Source organism: Blautia sp. MB18-30 (assembly GCF_023669475.1).
GTDB lineage: Bacteria > Bacillota > Clostridia > Lachnospirales > Lachnospiraceae > Blautia_A > Blautia_A fusiformis.
On the sequence record NZ_JAMOYY010000002.1, the window covers coordinates 63,944 to 80,675 of the forward strand.

The following is a 16,732-nucleotide window of genomic DNA, read 5'->3' on the forward strand; positions in this document are numbered from 1 at the left end:
AAAACAGGGATTTTTACAATGGAGGTAAAGTGATGAGCGAAACAAAAGGAAGAGTGACCATTCCGACAGATCTGGATGTGATCCCGGAGACACTGAAAATGCTGGATGAGTGGGGTGCAGATGCCATCCGTGACTGTGACGGAACGGAATTTCCGGCAGAGCTGAAGAAAACCGGCGCAAAGATTTATGCAACCTATTATACCACCAGAAAGGATAATGCCTGGGCAAAGGCCCATCCGGAAGAAATCCAGCAGATGTATATCATGACATCTTTTCACACGGCAGTGTCGGATACTCTGGAGATCCATCTGATGGATCATCTGTATCCGGATATGCTGGCGGTGAATACAAGAGATGATATCAGAAGATGGTGGGAAGTCATTGACCGGACTACAGGGGAAGCTGTCAGTACAGAGGAATGGTCATACGATGAAGAAAACGGAAATGTTGTGATCAGGCCGGCGAAAGAGTTTCATGAGTATACGGTAAGCTTTCTTGCATATATCATGTGGGATCCGGTACATATGTACAATGCAGTTGTCAATGACTGGAAAGATGTAGAACCTCAGATCACTTTTGATGTGCGTCAGCCGGCAACACGTGCACATTCCATGGATCGCCTCCGCAGATTTCTGGATTCCCATGATTATGTGAATGTAGTACGATTTACTACATTTTTTCACCAGTTCACACTGATCTTTGATGAGATGGCACGGGAAAAATATGTAGACTGGTTCGGGTATTCCGCTTCGGTGAGCCCCTATATCCTGAAACAGTTTGAGCAGGAAGTGGGATATAAGTTCCGTCCGGAGTTTATCATTGATCAGGGATATATGAACAACACCTACCGTATCCCATCAAAAGAATTTAAAGATTTCCAGGCTTTCCAGAGACGGGAAGTGGCGAAGCTTGCAAAGGAAATGGTAGACATTGTCCATGAATACGGAAAAGAGGCCATGATGTTCATGGGTGATCACTGGATCGGTATGGAGCCCTTTATGGATGAGTTTGCTTCCATCGGGCTGGATGCGGTAGTGGGAAGCGTCGGAAACGGAGCGACCCTACGTTTGTTCAGTGATATTAAACATGTAAAATATACAGAGGGAAGATTTCTGCCGTACTTTTTCCCGGACACCTTCCATGAGGGCGGGGATCCTGTAAAAGAGGCAAAAGTAAACTGGGTGACTGCAAGAAGAGCTATCCTTCGAAGTCCGATCCAGAGAATTGGATACGGCGGTTATCTGAAACTGGCTCTGGAATTTCCGGATTTTGTACAGTATATCAAGGAAGTCTGCCAGGAATTCCGTGTGCTCTACGACAATATCCAGGGAACCACACCGTACTGCGTAAAACGTGTGGCAGTTTTAAATTGCTGGGGAAAAATGCGCTCCTGGGGCAACCATATGGTACATCATGCCATCTATTACAAGCAGAATTATTCCTATTTCGGAATTATCGAGGCATTAAGTGGTGCGCCTTTTGATGTTTCCTTTATCAGCTTTGACGATATCCGTGAGGATAAAGAGCTGCTGAATGATTTTGATGTGATCATCAATGTAGGTGATGCGGACACTGCACAGTCCGGTGGTGAGAACTGGGCAGATCCGGAAATCCTTACAGCAGTGCGGAAATTTGTCTATAATGGCGGCGGATTTATTGGCGTCGGTGAACCGGCAGCTCATCAGTGGCAGGGAAAATTCTTCCAGCTGGATGACATCCTTGGTGTAGAGGAAGAAAGAGGATTTAATCTTAATACAGATAAATACAACTGGGAAGAGCATAAAGATCATTTTATCCTGAAGGATACAGACGGAACCGTAGATTTCGGTGAGGGGAAAAAGAATATCTTCGCACTTCCGGATACGAAGATCCTTATCCAGAAAGATCAGGAAGTCCAGATGGCGGTAAAAACCTTCGGAAAAGGCCGGGGCGTTTATATCAGCGGACTTCCGTACAGCTTTTGCAACAGCCGTATTCTTTACAGAGCCGTACTCTGGTCAGCGGCAGCGGAAGGTGAGCTTCACCGTTGGTTTTCTTCCAATTATAATGTGGAAGTACATGCTTATGTGAAAAATAAAAAGTATTGTGTGGTAAACAACACCTATGAGCCACAGGACACTACGGTTTACACAGGGGATGGAAAGAGCTTTGACCTTCATCTGGAAGCTAATGAGATCCGCTGGTATCAGATCTGAGAAAGCAGGATACAGGTTTACTGATAAAGAAAAGCTGTGAAATTGTCTGAGGGCGTTGACAGAGAAAAAAACTTATAATATAATAAATCCATTCCAAAAGTAGGAAAACAAAGCTGTTGTAATAGAGAAAATCTATTATAACAGCTTTTTGTTATTGTTGACAAACAATTTTGCTTACAAAGAGGAGGCCTTTATGAACAAAAAGATCAAAACCCTGTTTTGCAGAAAAATAGTGCTTTTTCTCCGAAAAATAAAAGCAGAAAAAGCAGTATTGTGATAAAATAGAAGAAAAATATTTCAAAGACAAACTAAAATGATCAGAAGAAAAGAGGTAGATAGATTATGATAAAAGCAGAAAAAAAGACACTGAAGCTTTCGGTAGAGAAGCCTCAGTATATTACAGTAAATGATATTACTTACGCACAGGTGGATTCCTGGTTCGGACATTGCAGGCGGGATCTGAAACTGGATATAATCTACCCGGAAACAAAAGATGGAAAAATCTATCCCTGCATCCTCTGGATCTGTGGAGGCGCATGGCTGATGATGGATAAATCCGCACATAATCTTTATCTGAGCAGACTGGCATCCAGTGGCTTTGTAGTGGCAAGTGTGGAGTATCGTACTTCCAATCAGGGCCCGTATCCCATGCCGCTGCAGGATGTAAAGGCAGCTATCCGTTACCTGAAAGCCCATGCAGACCGGTTCCGCATCAACAAAGAGCAAATAGGAGTTATGGGAGAGTCTGCCGGAGGATATCTTACCTGTATGGCTGCGCTGGACAATGATCCGGCTCTGGATGTGGGAGAGTATCTGGAAGAATCCAGTAAGGTACAGGCTGCCTGCCCATGGTATCCGCCTACGGATCTTTCCGCATTTCCATGTGAATCTGCAGAAAAATGTGCTTCTTCCGCAGAATCCCTTCTGCTTGGATTTAATTCCATGTTAAATAAAGAAAAGGCATACCAGAGCAGTCCGGTTTCCAAGGTTACGAAGGATGCACCGCCATTTCTGATCATCCATGGCAACTGCGATCAGGTCGTTCCTTATGTTCAGTCGGAAACTTTATACGGACTTCTGGAGAAAAAAGACTGTGATGTCACTTTGCTGACACTGGATGGTGCAGACCATGCAGATATCCAGTTTTTCCAGGATGAGGTGTGGAACCGGATCGCAGAGTTTTTCCATGAAAAACTGAAATAAATAAAAGACAGGAGCACAGATTATCCAGCAGTTGTTGTAAATATGTGATCCTGAAAAGACCAAAATAGAAAAGAGAAACACAAATGATAACATTAAACGATTATCTGTATTCCGGAGATACTCTTCTCCGGATACTGAAGAAATACATTCGGGATCTTAGGACAGAGGCGAAGGAAAAACACAATGAGATCGATCTGGTACACTGTAATTTTTTGATCCAGATTCAGGAGCTTCTGGAGCATAATGATTTCCTCACTGCCCAGTCTCAGAAGATCCGGGAATTTTATAAATATATGGCAGGGGAATATCCGTTTCTGGCGTTTACCTTCAAGGGAAGAATCAAATCCCTGATCCGTGCGGAGGAAAAATTTAACGGATATGTAGTAGAATTTATTTATGACTACTATAAAGAATATGGGGAATATCCTTCCGTATCCCAGATCAAGGAACGGTTAAGCTGTTTCCGCGATTTTATTGCCTACAGGATCGTTATCGCCATGCCCAGATGTCATTTGAAAAATGGTGAGAATGTCAGAGAAGAAGAGCTTCGTTATCTTTATGAGATCGCCAATATACTTCCGGGATTTCTGGAAGAAAGAGGATTTACCGCAGAGCCGGCCAGAGGAGTGCAGGAAAGTACATCGCCACTGCTCAGCAGGGAAGCAAAGCCTTACTATAGGGATTACATCTGTAATAACAGTGAGGATGATTATCAGTCCCTGCATATCACGTTTTATGATAACAGTTCCCGAAGCTATATGGAAGTACAGCTGCGGACCAAAGACATGGATGATGTTGCGGAGATTGGTTCCGCCAACCATTTAAGCTATGAGAAAAAACAGGAAAGTGAACGCAGGAGAAGGGACGCGATTCCCCAGGGGGAATGTATCTATTTTGATGAGGCTTATGAGCGGGGTATGCGACTTCTTGGACTGGATTTTGCTGCGCTGGACGTTAATATGTTTGGTGCGGTAAACAACAGCCTGATCAATGATGGCTGCGGACTGTTCCGCGGAAGGATGATCCTTCCTTATGAGCATCTTTCCCGTTTTCAGAATGATATCGTTGACTGAGGGAGGATGACATGAAAGACTTGACAAAAGGGAAGCCTTCCACATTGATCCTGTCCTTTGCGCTTCCTGTATTTCTGGGAAATCTCCTGCAGCTGACGTACAGCCTGGCAGATACCCGGATCGTGGGAAGCTTTCTTAAAGAAGATGCGCTGGCGGCAGTAGGGGCCACCAGTCCTTTAAGCGGGCTGATCATCGGTTTTCTGATGGGCCTTGCAAATGGATTTGCCATTGTCACCGCACAGAAATTCGGTGCCGGAAACCGGGAAGAAGTACGAAAATCTTTTGCGCTGTCTCTTGTAATGGGCAGCGTGATTTCTCTGATCCTGACTGTTTTGGGACTTTTGTTTCTGCATCCGATCCTGAGGTTCCTGAATGTTCCGGATCATTTGACGGGAACTGCCAGGCAGTATATCTTTATTATTATCGCAGGTATGCTGGCAACGTTTCTTTATGATACCTGCGCGGCATCTCTGCGCGCACTTGGGGATACGGTGACGCCTCTTGTGATCCTGGCGGTGTCTGTAACTTTAAATATCGCAGGAGATCTGTTTTTTATTCTGGTAGTAAAAGCAGGAGTTCAGGGAGCGGCCGTTGCCACGGTACTTTCACAGACGCTGGCATTTCTGATATGCTGGTTTTACATGATCCGCAGGTATGAGATCCTACGGCTGAAAAAAGAGGATTTTTTCGGTCTCGAAAGAAATATGATGAAAAATATGCTGAGTGCCGGACTTTCTATGGGACTTGTAAGCTCTCTTGTAAATCTTGGTACACTGGCACTTCAGACCTCCATCAATCGGCTGGGAAGAGATATCATTGTGGCACATACAGCAGCTCGTAAGATCACAGAGATGTTTATGATCATGTTTGGCGTGTTCGGCCAGACCATGGCGATCTTCTGCGGCCAGAACGCAGGTGCAGGGAGGATGGACCGGGTACGCCATGGAATCGGTCTTGCAGTTCTGTATACCTGTATCTGGTCCGTGATGACTGTGATCTTCAGTTTTACCATTGGAAAACAGCTGATCTATCTGGTCACAGGAAGCCATAATGAAACGGTGATCCGCAATGCCGCCAATTATCTTAAATTTGATACGATCTTTTATTTCGTAACGGCTGTGATCAGTGTCCTCAGAAATGCTATGCAGGGCCTTGGAGAAACGGTGATCCCTCTGGTTTCCAGTGCGCTGGAGATGATCGGAAAAGTAGTGATCGCGGTGACTCTGGTGCCACTTCTCGGATATACCGGCGTGATCGTAGCAGAACCGATAGTCTGGGTCATTATGGTGATCCCGCTGATCGTGAAGATACTTAAGATGCCTGAATTAAAGAAAACAGTCTGAGAGATTCGAAGATCCGATGAGAAAGATTCGCGTGAAAAATAAAAAGCACATTGTATGGAATGAGCCGCCACCGGAAAGTATGACTTTTGGGGTGGTTCAACCATAGCAATGTGCTTTCTTTAATTTTACATAGTTGCTGTCGCTTCTTTTACGTTTTCCTTTTCAGGGAAGATATGTCTGAAAATAAAACGTACGATCGGACCTGCATAGATCAGCTGCCAGAAGAATGCCATCGGGAAGTTGAATGCGGTTGTCTGAAGCCATACAGCTACAAACTGATTTCCGGCATTCTTAAAGAGAATGGTTGCCGCGAGGCTCATTAACGGGCACATGAAAGCAACGGAAGGAACGGAGATCGCAAGGATCCTGCTGAACGGATGGCAGTTTTTGAAATCTACCATGCGCATTGCACAACCAAAAGCAAGCTTGGATACAAGGAAGAAGTCAAGGATAAATGCGATCGGTCCCATGATCACCAGTTCATGAAAAGCGTCAAGGAACACACGGTTTGTCATACTCCCTGTGTTCAGGGAAATGTTGTAGCAGATCATGGCGTAAACCATGAAAAATACCATGATAAGGGTAAAGATAACTTCCTGGAATTTGTTTTTTGGCATAAAAAATCCTCCTTTAAAATGATTAAGTGATAATGTAAAACCTCAGAGCATGTGTTGTTCGTTAATCATTCAGGAGAATGTGCGTTTCCAATATATGACAGGATTTTGTCATAAACCATATTCGGTTTTTTGACCAGATCAAACTGCGAAGCAGTTATTTGGCTGTAAACAGGCAGCAGAGCGGTTTACGAATATCCGCTTGATACCGGCGATTATGATATCATAAGCAGCAAAGCCTTGTCAATAAGTAAAATTCGCAACATCCTGCGGAATGTTCTGAAAAAACATGGAAATATCAGAAGAGTAATTGAGAAAAAAATGGCAATAACTCCTCTTGACCGTTAAAGTTAGATATAGTAAACTTGTAAACAGTTAGCAGATTCTAACTAATGCGTAAAATTTGTGGCGGGCCGTATCCCCTGACAAAATGCGGCCTGAACAGGAGTTACGGACAGGGCGAAAAGACCAGACAGGAGGATAAATATCAAATGGATTATTTAGAGATTGAGAAGGTCATTGGAAGAGAGATCATTGATTCAAGAGGAAATCCGACCGTAGAGGCAGAGGTTTATCTGGCAGATGGAACGGTCGGAAGAGGAGCAGCACCAAGCGGAGCGTCCACAGGAGAATTCGAAGCACTTGAGCTGAGAGATCAGGATAAAAGCCGTTTTGGAGGAAAAGGTGTTTCGAAGGCCATTGAAAATATCAATACAGTAATTAATGATGCGCTGGCAGGAATGGATGCATCTGATATTTATGCAGTGGATGCTGCCATGCTCAAAGCAGATGGAACAAAGGACAAATCAAAACTGGGCGCAAATGCCATTCTTGCGGTTTCTATTGCGTGCGCACGTGCGGCTGCGATTTCTCTTGACATCCCCCTTTACAGATTTCTTGGTGGGGTGAACGGAAACAGACTTCCGGTTCCGATGATGAATATCCTAAACGGTGGTGCACATGCTGCGAATACCGTTGATGTTCAGGAATTTATGATCATGCCGGCAGGAGCACCAAGCTTTAAAGAGGGACTTCGCTGGTGTACGGAGGTATTCCACGCTCTTGCTGCACTTCTGAAAGAAAAAGGCCTTGCAACAAGCGTTGGAGATGAAGGTGGTTTTGCACCAGACCTTGGAAGCGATGAGGAAGCCATTGAGTACATCCTTGAAGCAGTGAAAAAAGCGGGATATGAGCCTGGAAAGGATTTTGTACTTGCCATGGATGCTGCATCCAGTGAGTGGAAAGGAAACAAAAAGGGGGAGTATGTTCTTCCGAAATGCGGAAAGAAATTTACATCTGCGGAGCTTGTTGATCACTGGAAAAATCTGATCGAAAAATATCCGATCTACTCTATTGAGGATGGCCTTGATGAGGAAGACTGGGAAGGCTGGCAGATCATGACAAAAGAACTTGGAGGAAAAGTACAGCTTGTAGGTGATGACCTGTTTGTTACAAATACAGAGCGTCTTGAGAAAGGTATCAGCCTTGGCTGCGGAAATTCTATTCTGATCAAACTGAATCAGATCGGTTCTGTATCCGAGACTCTGGAAGCCATCAAAATGGCACATAAAGCTGGCTATACAGCGATTTCTTCCCATCGTTCCGGAGAGACAGAGGATACAACCATTGCAGATCTTGCAGTGGCACTGAATACCTGCCAGATCAAGACAGGAGCTCCTTCCAGAAGCGAACGTGTGGCAAAATATAATCAGCTTCTCCGTATTGAGGAAGAGCTTGGAGATGCAGCAGTATATCCGGGATTCCGGGCATTCAATATCAAGAGATAAGATCATAACTAACACATTTCTCAAAAAGGTACGCTTTGGCGTGCCTTTTTTTGGCGAAAATAAGGTTGCCAGATTTCTCAAAATAGTATATTATGATTTACAGCCGTGTGAAAAAATAAAATTGAATATTGGAGATGCTATGAAAGAATACGTAAATACTTTTATACGTTACAGGTTTCTTCTGGGAGAGCTTGTAAAAAAAGGAATCAAACTGAAGTACAGACGTTCCTATCTTGGTATCATCTGGTCTCTTCTTGAGCCGTTGCTTACCATGATCGTACTGACGATCGTATTCGGTACCCTGTTTGGAAACAAGGATCGGACATTTCCTGTATATATCCTGACAGGACGTCTTTTGTACACATTCTATTCCAGTGCCACAAAAGCGGCATTGAAATCAGTAAGAGCGAATTCGGCAATGATCAAGAAAGTTTATGTGCCAAAATATCTCTATCCGCTGTCAAGTGTACTTTTTAACTATGTGATCTTCCTGATCTCACTGATCGTGCTGGTTCCGGTAGGAGCAGTACTTGGTGTGGAGCCGACACTTTATATGTTCCAGATCCCGATCGCGCTGATCCTGGTATTTCTGTTGTCTTATGGTTGTGGAATGATCCTTGCTACGATTGGCGTTTTTTTCAGAGATATGGAATATCTGTGGTCAGTAGCGCTGATGCTGATCATGTATACCTGTGCGATCTTTTATTATCCGTCCAGACTGCTGAAAAGTGGTTTTTCATGGATCCTGAAATATAATCCGCTGTACTGTACCATCGATGTTTTTCGTTCAGGAATGTTCGGGGAGCCGATGAACCTGCATTATGCGGCATACGCACTGGTATTCAGCCTTGTGACGATTGCCATCGGAATGTTCTGTTTCAAGAAGAAACAGGATGAGTTTATCCTTTATATTTAACAGGAGAAAAATATGGAAAAACCTGCAGTAGTTGTAGATAATGTAAGTATGAAGTTTAATCTCAGTAAAGAAAAGGTAGACAGCCTGAAGGATTACGTGATTAAATTCTTAAAAAAAGAAATTAAATATAATGAATTCTGGGCTCTTCAGAATGTTGATTTTGAGGTAAAAAAAGGTGACCGTGTAGGAATCCTGGGACTTAATGGAGCGGGAAAAAGTACTCTGCTCAAAGTAATTGCCGGTGTATTCAAGCCTACCGAAGGCAAGGTGGTCCGAAACGGCCGTCTGGTCCCTCTTCTGGAACTGGGAGCCGGTTTTGACTCGCAGTATACAGGACGTGAGAATATTTTTCTGTATGGTGCGATGCTCGGATATTCCAAGAAGTTTCTGGAATCGAAATTTGATGAGATCGTTGAGTTTTCTGAACTGAAGGAATTTATCGATGTCCCTATTAAGAATTATTCTTCAGGTATGAAGGCAAGACTTGGATTCTCCATTGCCACACTGGTATCACCGGATATCCTGATCCTTGATGAAGTCCTTTCTGTAGGAGATGCCAAATTCCGGAAAAAGAGTGAAAAGAAAGTCTTAAGTATGTTTGATAAGGGCGTTACGGTACTGTTTGTATCCCATTCTCTGGAACAGGTACAGCGCCTGTGCAATAAAGCAATGATACTTGAAAAAGGAAAACTGATCGCATATGGAGATATTGATGAGATCTCGGCCAAATATGCGGAGATGATCAGATAAAGAACAGAAGGCGGCCCAGGCAGTCGCATAAATAAAAAGAACCGGACAGTGAACGGTTTGAATAGCAGATAGCCAGACGATTTGCGGAAATGATGCAAATGTCTGGCTATTGTGTTATTATATTACGAAGAAAACAGGGAGGCAAAAAGATGACTTTACAGCAGATCCTTGAAGAGGTAAAAAAAGGCCAGCTCTCTGTGGAGCATGCAGAGGACCTTCTGAAAAAAGAGGGATATGAAGAAATGGATTATGCGAAGCTGGATACTACCCGAAAAGCGAGGACCGGTTTTGCGGAGGTAGTTTACTGTGCGAGAAAAGCAGACGAACATCTTTTGAATATCTATCAGAAGCTTTATGAGGAAGATGGAGAAGTCTTTGGAACAAGGGCGTCAGAACATCAGTATGAACTGGTAAAAAAGGTTCTTCCTGATGTGGTTTATGATCCTGTTTCCGGAATTTTGAAGATTGAAAAAGAGAAGGAGCATATCGGAAAGGTGGCAGTGTGTACAGCCGGAACAGCAGATATTTCTGTTGCGGAGGAAGCTGCCCAGACAGCAGAGTATTTCGGCACACATGTGGAGAGGATCTATGATGTGGGAGTCAGTGGTATGCACAGACTCTTTTCCAGGCTGGATACGATCCAGGAGGCTAACTGTGTGGTTGCGGTAGCAGGAATGGAGGGTGCGCTGGCAAGTGTTATGGGTGGCCTTGTGAAACGTCCGGTGATCGCGGTACCTACTTCTGTGGGATATGGCGCCAGCTTTCATGGATTGTCAGCGCTTCTGACAATGATCAATTCCTGTGCCAACGGAATTGCAGTAGTAAATATTGACAACGGATTTGGGGCAGGATATCTGGCAACCCAGATCAATCGGCTTGCGGAGGGAAAATAAATGAGAAACAAATTATATCTGGAGTGTACCTCCGGGATCAGCGGGGATATGACAGTTGCGGCTCTTCTGGATCTGGGTGCAGATCAGAAAAAACTGGTGAGAACTCTTAAAAGTCTGCCGGTAAAAGGTTTCGACATAAAGATCAGCCGTGTGATGAAATCAGGGATCGATGCCTGTGATTTTGATGTACTACTGGATCATGATCATGAGAATCATGATCATGATATGAAATATCTGTATGGGCATGATGGAGATTCTTACAGCCAGGATCATGGGGAACATCATTATCAACATAGTCATGAAGCCCTGGAAGCCCATGAGCATCCCCATTCTCATGAACATCATGTACAGGAAACCCATGGAAACAGTCATACATATACAGAAACGATGCATTCCCACCACGGACACCATCACCATGAACACCGTGGCCTTAACGAGATCATGGAGATTATCGACCATGCAGATATGACAGATCGTGCAAAATCCTATGGAAAAAGGATTTTTAAGATTCTTGCCGAGGCAGAAGCAAAAGCCCATAATGTACCGGTGAATCAGGTCCATTTCCATGAAGTGGGTGCAGTGGATTCCATTGTGGATATTCTTTCTGTTGCAATCTGTATGGATGATCTGGATGTGGAGGAAGTGATCGTTCCAAGACTTTGTGAGGGTAGCGGAACGATTCGCTGTCAGCACGGAATCCTTCCGGTGCCGGTACCGGCGGTAAGTAATATTGTAAGTGCTCATCAGCTGAAGCTGCATATCACATCGGTGCAGGGTGAACTGATAACGCCTACAGGAGCAGCCATTGTGGCGGCATTCCTTACATCAGAAAAACTGCCTGAAGATTTTACGGTGGAGAAGATCGGTATCGGAGCAGGCAAGCGCCAGTATGAGTGCCCGGGAATTCTCCGTGCCATGCTGATCCGGGAATCCGGGGAGGAGGCTTCAGGCAATGATGCTTGTACGGAAATAGACACCATTATAAAGCTGGAATCCAACATTGATGACTGTACAGGAGAAACGCTTGGCTATGTTATGGAGCTTCTGTATGAGGCAGGAGCCAGAGAGGCCAATTACATGCCTGTGTTTATGAAGAAAAACCGTCCGGCATGGCTGCTTACCGTTCTATGTAAAAAAGAACAGGTTTCAGCGATGGAGCAGATTATTTTCAGAGAAACGACAACCATTGGGATCCGTCGCCAGGAGATGGGGAGAACCATTTTGAAAAGAGAGAAAAGAATGGTTACAACCCCGCTGGGAAATGTAGAAGTGAAGGTCTGCATTTTTGACGGACAGGAATATTTTTATCCGGAATACGAAAGCGTAAAAAAACTCTGTGAAAAAACAGGAATTTCCTATAAAGAAGCATATCATATGGCTGTTCGGGGATAAGATCGAGGTGGTTGCCTTGTATAATGCACTTACATATTGACACCTTTTCGAAAAAACTATATAAATGTATATAGAAAGATTATTGCCGAACAGAACAGCTGGCAATGATACAGTAAGGCAGAGGCAGGAGAAGGATTTATGGCGGTAACAATACAGCAGATTGCAGAACAGGCAGGGGTTTCCAGGGGAACCGTGGACAGAGCATTGAACCACAGAGGACGGATCAATCCGGAGGTGGCAGAGAGAATCTGCCGTCTGGCGGACGAGATGGGATATGTACAGAAAGAACGGAAACATTCCAGAACAGCTAAAGATGAAAGACTGAAGATCGGAGTGGTGACACAGCTTGCCAGATCTTCTTTTATGCAGGAAGTAAACCGTGGTATTGAGAAGGCAGCCGTGGAACTGAAAGAAAAAGGGATCCAGCTGATCCTGAAAGAGGGTCTTTCCGTTGATGAAGAGGAACAGCTGCAGGCCATTGAGGAACTGGAACAGGAAGGAATCCGGGGACTTGCGATCATGCCGGTAGACAGTGAGACTGTCCGGGAGAAACTGAATGCTTTGATCGAAGAGAAGAATATCCCAGTAGTAACCTTTAACTCTGATATTGTAGGAACGAGAAGAACCTGTTTTGTGGGAATGGATAACCGTAAAAGTGGACGTACCGCAGCCGGACTTCTTGGAATGCTGACAAGAGGAAATGGAAAGATCCTGATCATCACCGGATATTTCAGCAATCATGTTGACAATCAGCGAGTGGATGGCTTTGTGGAGGAAGCCAAGCGGGCTTTTCCACATCTGGAGATCGCCGGTGTTCACGGAAGCTTTGATGAAGCAGCTGAGGTGGAGCACATTATAGAAAATGCCATGATGAGTACTTCAGGGATCAGCGGGATCCTGGTGGTATCCGGAGGCCAGGCAGGAGTGGGTAAGGCATTTGAAAAGCTGAGACTTGACCGCAGGCCCTACGTTGTGATCTACGATCAGACTCCGAAGAATGAACGGGCACTGAAGAATGATCATGTGGATTTTCTGATCGACCAGAATGGATATGTCCAGGGGTATGAACCGCCAAGGATCCTGGCGGATATCCTGACAAAAGGACAGGAGCCGGAGAGAGAATATCTCTTTACAGATATCAAGATCAAAACAAAATATAACCTTTGAACATGTATTGTGCAAAGTATCATATAAAATAGTCTGCAGAATGAAAACTGCAGGCTTTTTTATATTACAGGAAATCTGTAAGATACTACGATATGAAATATAGATTCCAAGAAAACGACTGTCTGGATACATTTAATTGCGTGCTAATAGCGTGCTAAAAAAACAACACGCAAATGCACATGTAGATAATAGCTACTTTGAACAAAACAAAACTACAAAAATTGTATAGAATAACTGAAAAAAAGAAAAATGAAAAGAAGTACTTGCCCAAATTGTAAAACGGTGCTATATTAACATCATAAGAAACACGCAAGAAAGCACGCTAAATAAAAAAAGCACGCAAATCAAAAAAGCACATAAAAAAGAAGTAAAAAATAAACCATCAAACAAACGGAGGTAAGATCATGAAGTATATCGAATTTGATGAATCCAGACCAATGGACCTGGTGCTCCTTGGAAGAGTTGCCATTGATTTTAATCCTGCTTACAACGATCAGGTAAAGGAGGAGTTCAAACCCCTGAAGAAGGTACATATGTTTGAGAAATTTGTAGGAGGATCTCCTGCAAACATCGCTGTAGGTGTTACCAAGCATGGCCTGAAAGCAGGATTTATCGGAAAGGTTTCTGATGATCAGTTCGGTGAGTATGTTGTAGATTATTTTGATGAGCGAGGAATCGATACCTCACAGATCACAAAATGTACAAACGGAGAGAAGCTGGGACTTACCTTTACCGAGATGCTTTCTCCAAAGGAAAGCAGTATCCTCATGTATCGTAACCGTATCGCAGATCTGCAGCTTCATGTAGACGACATCCACGAGGATTATATCAAAAATGCAAAAGCGATCCTCATTTCCGGAACTGCTCTTGCAGAGAGCCCTTCCAGAGAAGCAGCGATCAAAGCGGTTATGCTTGCTAAGAAAGTAAACACAAAGATCATTTTTGATATTGATTACAGAGAGTACAACTGGAAGAATGCAGATGAGATTTCCATCTACTATTCCATCGTAGCTAAGGAAGCTGACATCATCATGGGCTCCAGAGAAGAGTTTGACCTTACAGAGAAACTGATCAAAGAAGGCATGACTGATGAGGAGAGTGCAGCTTACTGGCAGGCAAAAAATGCAAAGATCGTTGTCATCAAACACGGTATGAAGGGTTCCACAGCCTACACAGTTGATGGACAGAAGTTCAGCATCAAGCCATTCCCGGTTGAGGCAAGAAAAGGCTTCGGCGGCGGCGACGGATACGGCTCCGGATTCCTGTATGGACTGTATCAGGGCTGGGAGATCATTGACTGCCTGGAGTTTGGTTCTGCTGAGGCATCCATGATGGTTAAAAGCAACAACTGCTCCGATTCCCTTCCGGGACCGGATGAAGTTCACGCATTCATTAAAGATGAAAAAGAAAAATTCGGCGAAATGATCGCAAGAGTATAAAGAAAAGGAGTGGGAAAAATGGCAAAGACAGTAAGAATGACAACTGCACAGGCAATTGTAAAATTTCTGGATAATCAGTATGTTTCCATGGACGGAGTGGAGACAAAATTCGTAGAAGGATTTTTCACGATCTTCGGACACGGTATTGCTGTAGGACTTGGTGAGGCACTGGATACAAATCCGGGACAGCTGAAGGTTCTTCAGGGAAGAAATGAGCAGGGTATGTGTCACGTTGCTACCGCTTTTGCAAAACAGAGCAACCGCAAAAAAATCATTGCATGCGCTTCCTCCATCGGACCTGGAGCTGCAAACATGGTAACAGCATGTGCAACAGCAACTGTAAATAATATTCCGCTTCTTGTATTCCCGGCAGATACTTTTGCATCTCGTCAGCCTGACCCGGTTCTCCAGCAGCTGGAGCAGAGCAGCAGCCTTGCCATCAGTACGAATGATGCATTCAAACCAGTCTGCAAATACTGGGATAGGATCACAAGACCGGAGATGGTCATGACCGCTCTGATCAATGCAATGAGAGTTCTTACAGATCCGGCTGAAACAGGTGCATGCTGCATCGCACTTTGCCAGGATGTTGAGGGTGAGTCCTTTGACTTCCCGGAGTACTTCTTCAAGAAGAGAGTGCACAGGATCACAAGACCGGTTGCAGTAGAGGAAGAGCTTGAGGATGTGGCAGAGGTCATCGCAGGAGCGAAGAAACCGCTTATCGTTGTTGGTGGTGGTGTCCGTTACTCAGAAGCCGGAGAAGCTGTTGAGAAATTCTGCGAGGAATTCAAGATCCCATTCGGCGAGACACAGGCCGGAAAGAGTGCCTGCCAGTCCGGCAATCCGTACTGTCTTGGCGGTATCGGTGTAACAGGAACCTACGCTTCCAACATCATCGGTAAAGACGCAGACGTGGTAATTTCTATCGGTTCCAGAATGTCTGACTTTACAACAAGCTCCAAGCATCTGTTCCAGAATGAGGATGTTCAGTTTGTAAGTATCAACAACTGCAGATTCCACGCATACAAGATGGATGCAGTAAAAGCAGTGGGTGATGCAAAAGCTACCGTAGAAGCACTTGCAGAAAAGCTTCGTGCAAGAGGATATAAATCTGCATACACAGATGAGATCGAGAAAGCAAAAGCTGCATGGGATAAAGAGATGGAGCGCCTTGGAAGCATTGAGTACACAGGAGATGATTTTGAGCCGCTGATCAAGGCAAGAGATCCTCGTACGATTCCGGAATATGTAAAGCTTACAAACGGAAAGATCACACAGACAGCAGCACTTGCAGCGATCAACAGAACTATCGACAAAGATGCAACCATCATCACAGCAGGCGGTTCCCTTCCAAGCTGTATGCAGCGTATGTGGAGAACAGACAAACGTGGCGGATATCATGCAGAGTACGGATATTCCTGTATGGGATATGAGGTTGCCGCTACCCTCGGTGTGAAATTTGCTGAGCCGGATAATGAAGTATACTGCGTAGTTGGAGATTCCAGCTTCCAGATGCTCCACAGTGAGATCATGACTATCATGCAGGAGAGACAGAAAGTCAATATCATGGTATTCGATAACTGCGGATTTGGCTGCATCAACAACCTTGAGATGAACCACGGAATCGGAAGCCTTGCAACAGAGTTCCGTTATACAGACGGCAAGAAACCGACCGGAGATCTGATCCCTGTAGATTATGCAAAGATCGGCGAAGGCTATGGTCTGAAGACCTATACCTGCCGCACAATCCAGGAGCTGGTAGATGCTCTGGAAGATGCCAAAAAGCAGGAGATCGCATGCCTCTTTGATCTGAAGGTTATCCCGAAGACTATGACAGACGGATATGAGTCCTGGTGGGATGTAGGAATCGCAACAACATCTGAGAAAGAAAGCGTAAGAAAGGCCTGCGAGGGAGTTATGAAAGGCCGTGAAGAGGCAAGACTGTACTAATCTGGGAGGT

The 16,732-nt window shown here is 44.5% G+C and carries 13 protein-coding genes; 12 read left to right on the plus strand and 1 reads right to left on the minus strand.

Annotation, left to right across the window (positions count from 1 at the left end; all coding sequences use genetic code 11):
* The first annotated feature begins 32 nt into the window (after window positions 1–32).
* The 4 genes from gnpA to NCY57_RS01195 all read left to right on the plus strand — a co-directional run bounded on the left by gnpA (window position 33) and on the right by NCY57_RS01195 (window position 5,814).
* Complete coding sequence (gene gnpA / locus NCY57_RS01180; protein ID WP_250789384.1) at window positions 33–2,195, plus strand: 1,3-beta-galactosyl-N-acetylhexosamine phosphorylase; 2,163 nt, start codon at window positions 33–35, stop codon at window positions 2,193–2,195.
* Window positions 2,196–2,537: 342 nt separating this feature from the next.
* On the plus strand, window positions 2,538–3,398 hold the full coding sequence (locus tag NCY57_RS01185; RefSeq protein ID WP_015524395.1) for an alpha/beta hydrolase: 861 nt from the start codon (window positions 2,538–2,540) through the stop codon (window positions 3,396–3,398).
* 83 nt (window positions 3,399–3,481) lie between these two features.
* Window positions 3,482–4,471 (plus strand): guanosine polyphosphate pyrophosphohydrolase, encoded by a 990-nt coding sequence (locus NCY57_RS01190; protein WP_250789386.1) that lies wholly within the window; start codon window positions 3,482–3,484, stop codon window positions 4,469–4,471.
* Between the two features lie 11 nt (window positions 4,472–4,482).
* The gene (locus NCY57_RS01195; RefSeq protein ID WP_022426323.1) at window positions 4,483–5,814 is read left to right on the plus strand and encodes an MATE family efflux transporter; all 1,332 of its coding nucleotides are present in this window, start codon (window positions 4,483–4,485) and stop codon (window positions 5,812–5,814) included.
* A 125-nt stretch (window positions 5,815–5,939) separates the two neighbouring features.
* Here the strand turns inward: NCY57_RS01195 and NCY57_RS01200 are convergent, their stop codons facing one another.
* Window positions 5,940–6,431: a DUF2798 domain-containing protein gene (locus NCY57_RS01200; RefSeq protein ID WP_059085462.1), complete on the minus strand. Its 492-nt coding sequence runs from the start codon at window positions 6,429–6,431 to the stop codon at window positions 5,940–5,942.
* Between the two features lie 488 nt (window positions 6,432–6,919).
* Between NCY57_RS01200 and eno the strand changes: the two genes are divergently transcribed.
* The 8 genes from eno (at window position 6,920) to iolD (ending at window position 16,722) form a co-directional block, all read left to right on the plus strand.
* Window positions 6,920–8,215 carry a phosphopyruvate hydratase gene (gene eno / locus NCY57_RS01205; protein WP_044961624.1) on the plus strand — a complete coding sequence of 432 codons (1,296 nt, stop codon included), beginning with the start codon at window positions 6,920–6,922 and terminating at the stop codon, window positions 8,213–8,215.
* A 139-nt stretch (window positions 8,216–8,354) separates the two neighbouring features.
* Entirely contained in the window at window positions 8,355–9,131 is a 777-nt protein-coding gene (locus tag NCY57_RS01210; RefSeq protein WP_059086856.1) for an ABC transporter permease, read from the plus strand.
* A gap of 12 nt (window positions 9,132–9,143) precedes the next feature.
* Window positions 9,144–9,881: an ABC transporter ATP-binding protein gene (locus tag NCY57_RS01215; protein WP_092072899.1), complete on the plus strand. Its 738-nt coding sequence runs from the start codon at window positions 9,144–9,146 to the stop codon at window positions 9,879–9,881.
* Window positions 9,882–10,030: 149 nt separating this feature from the next.
* Window positions 10,031–10,774 (plus strand): nickel pincer cofactor biosynthesis protein LarB, encoded by a 744-nt coding sequence (larB, locus tag NCY57_RS01220; protein WP_144092740.1) that lies wholly within the window; start codon window positions 10,031–10,033, stop codon window positions 10,772–10,774.
* Window positions 10,775–12,166 (plus strand): nickel pincer cofactor biosynthesis protein LarC, encoded by a 1,392-nt coding sequence (gene larC / locus NCY57_RS01225; RefSeq protein WP_250789388.1) that lies wholly within the window; start codon window positions 10,775–10,777, stop codon window positions 12,164–12,166.
* 138 nt (window positions 12,167–12,304) lie between these two features.
* Window positions 12,305–13,333: a LacI family DNA-binding transcriptional regulator gene (locus tag NCY57_RS01230; protein ID WP_022426319.1), complete on the plus strand. Its 1,029-nt coding sequence runs from the start codon at window positions 12,305–12,307 to the stop codon at window positions 13,331–13,333.
* Window positions 13,334–13,737: 404 nt separating this feature from the next.
* Window positions 13,738–14,772 (plus strand): 5-dehydro-2-deoxygluconokinase, encoded by a 1,035-nt coding sequence (iolC, locus tag NCY57_RS01235; RefSeq protein WP_015524405.1) that lies wholly within the window; start codon window positions 13,738–13,740, stop codon window positions 14,770–14,772.
* Between the two features lie 18 nt (window positions 14,773–14,790).
* Window positions 14,791–16,722 (plus strand): 3D-(3,5/4)-trihydroxycyclohexane-1,2-dione acylhydrolase (decyclizing), encoded by a 1,932-nt coding sequence (gene iolD, locus NCY57_RS01240; RefSeq protein WP_015524406.1) that lies wholly within the window; start codon window positions 14,791–14,793, stop codon window positions 16,720–16,722.
* Window positions 16,723–16,732: the final 10 nt, after the last annotated feature.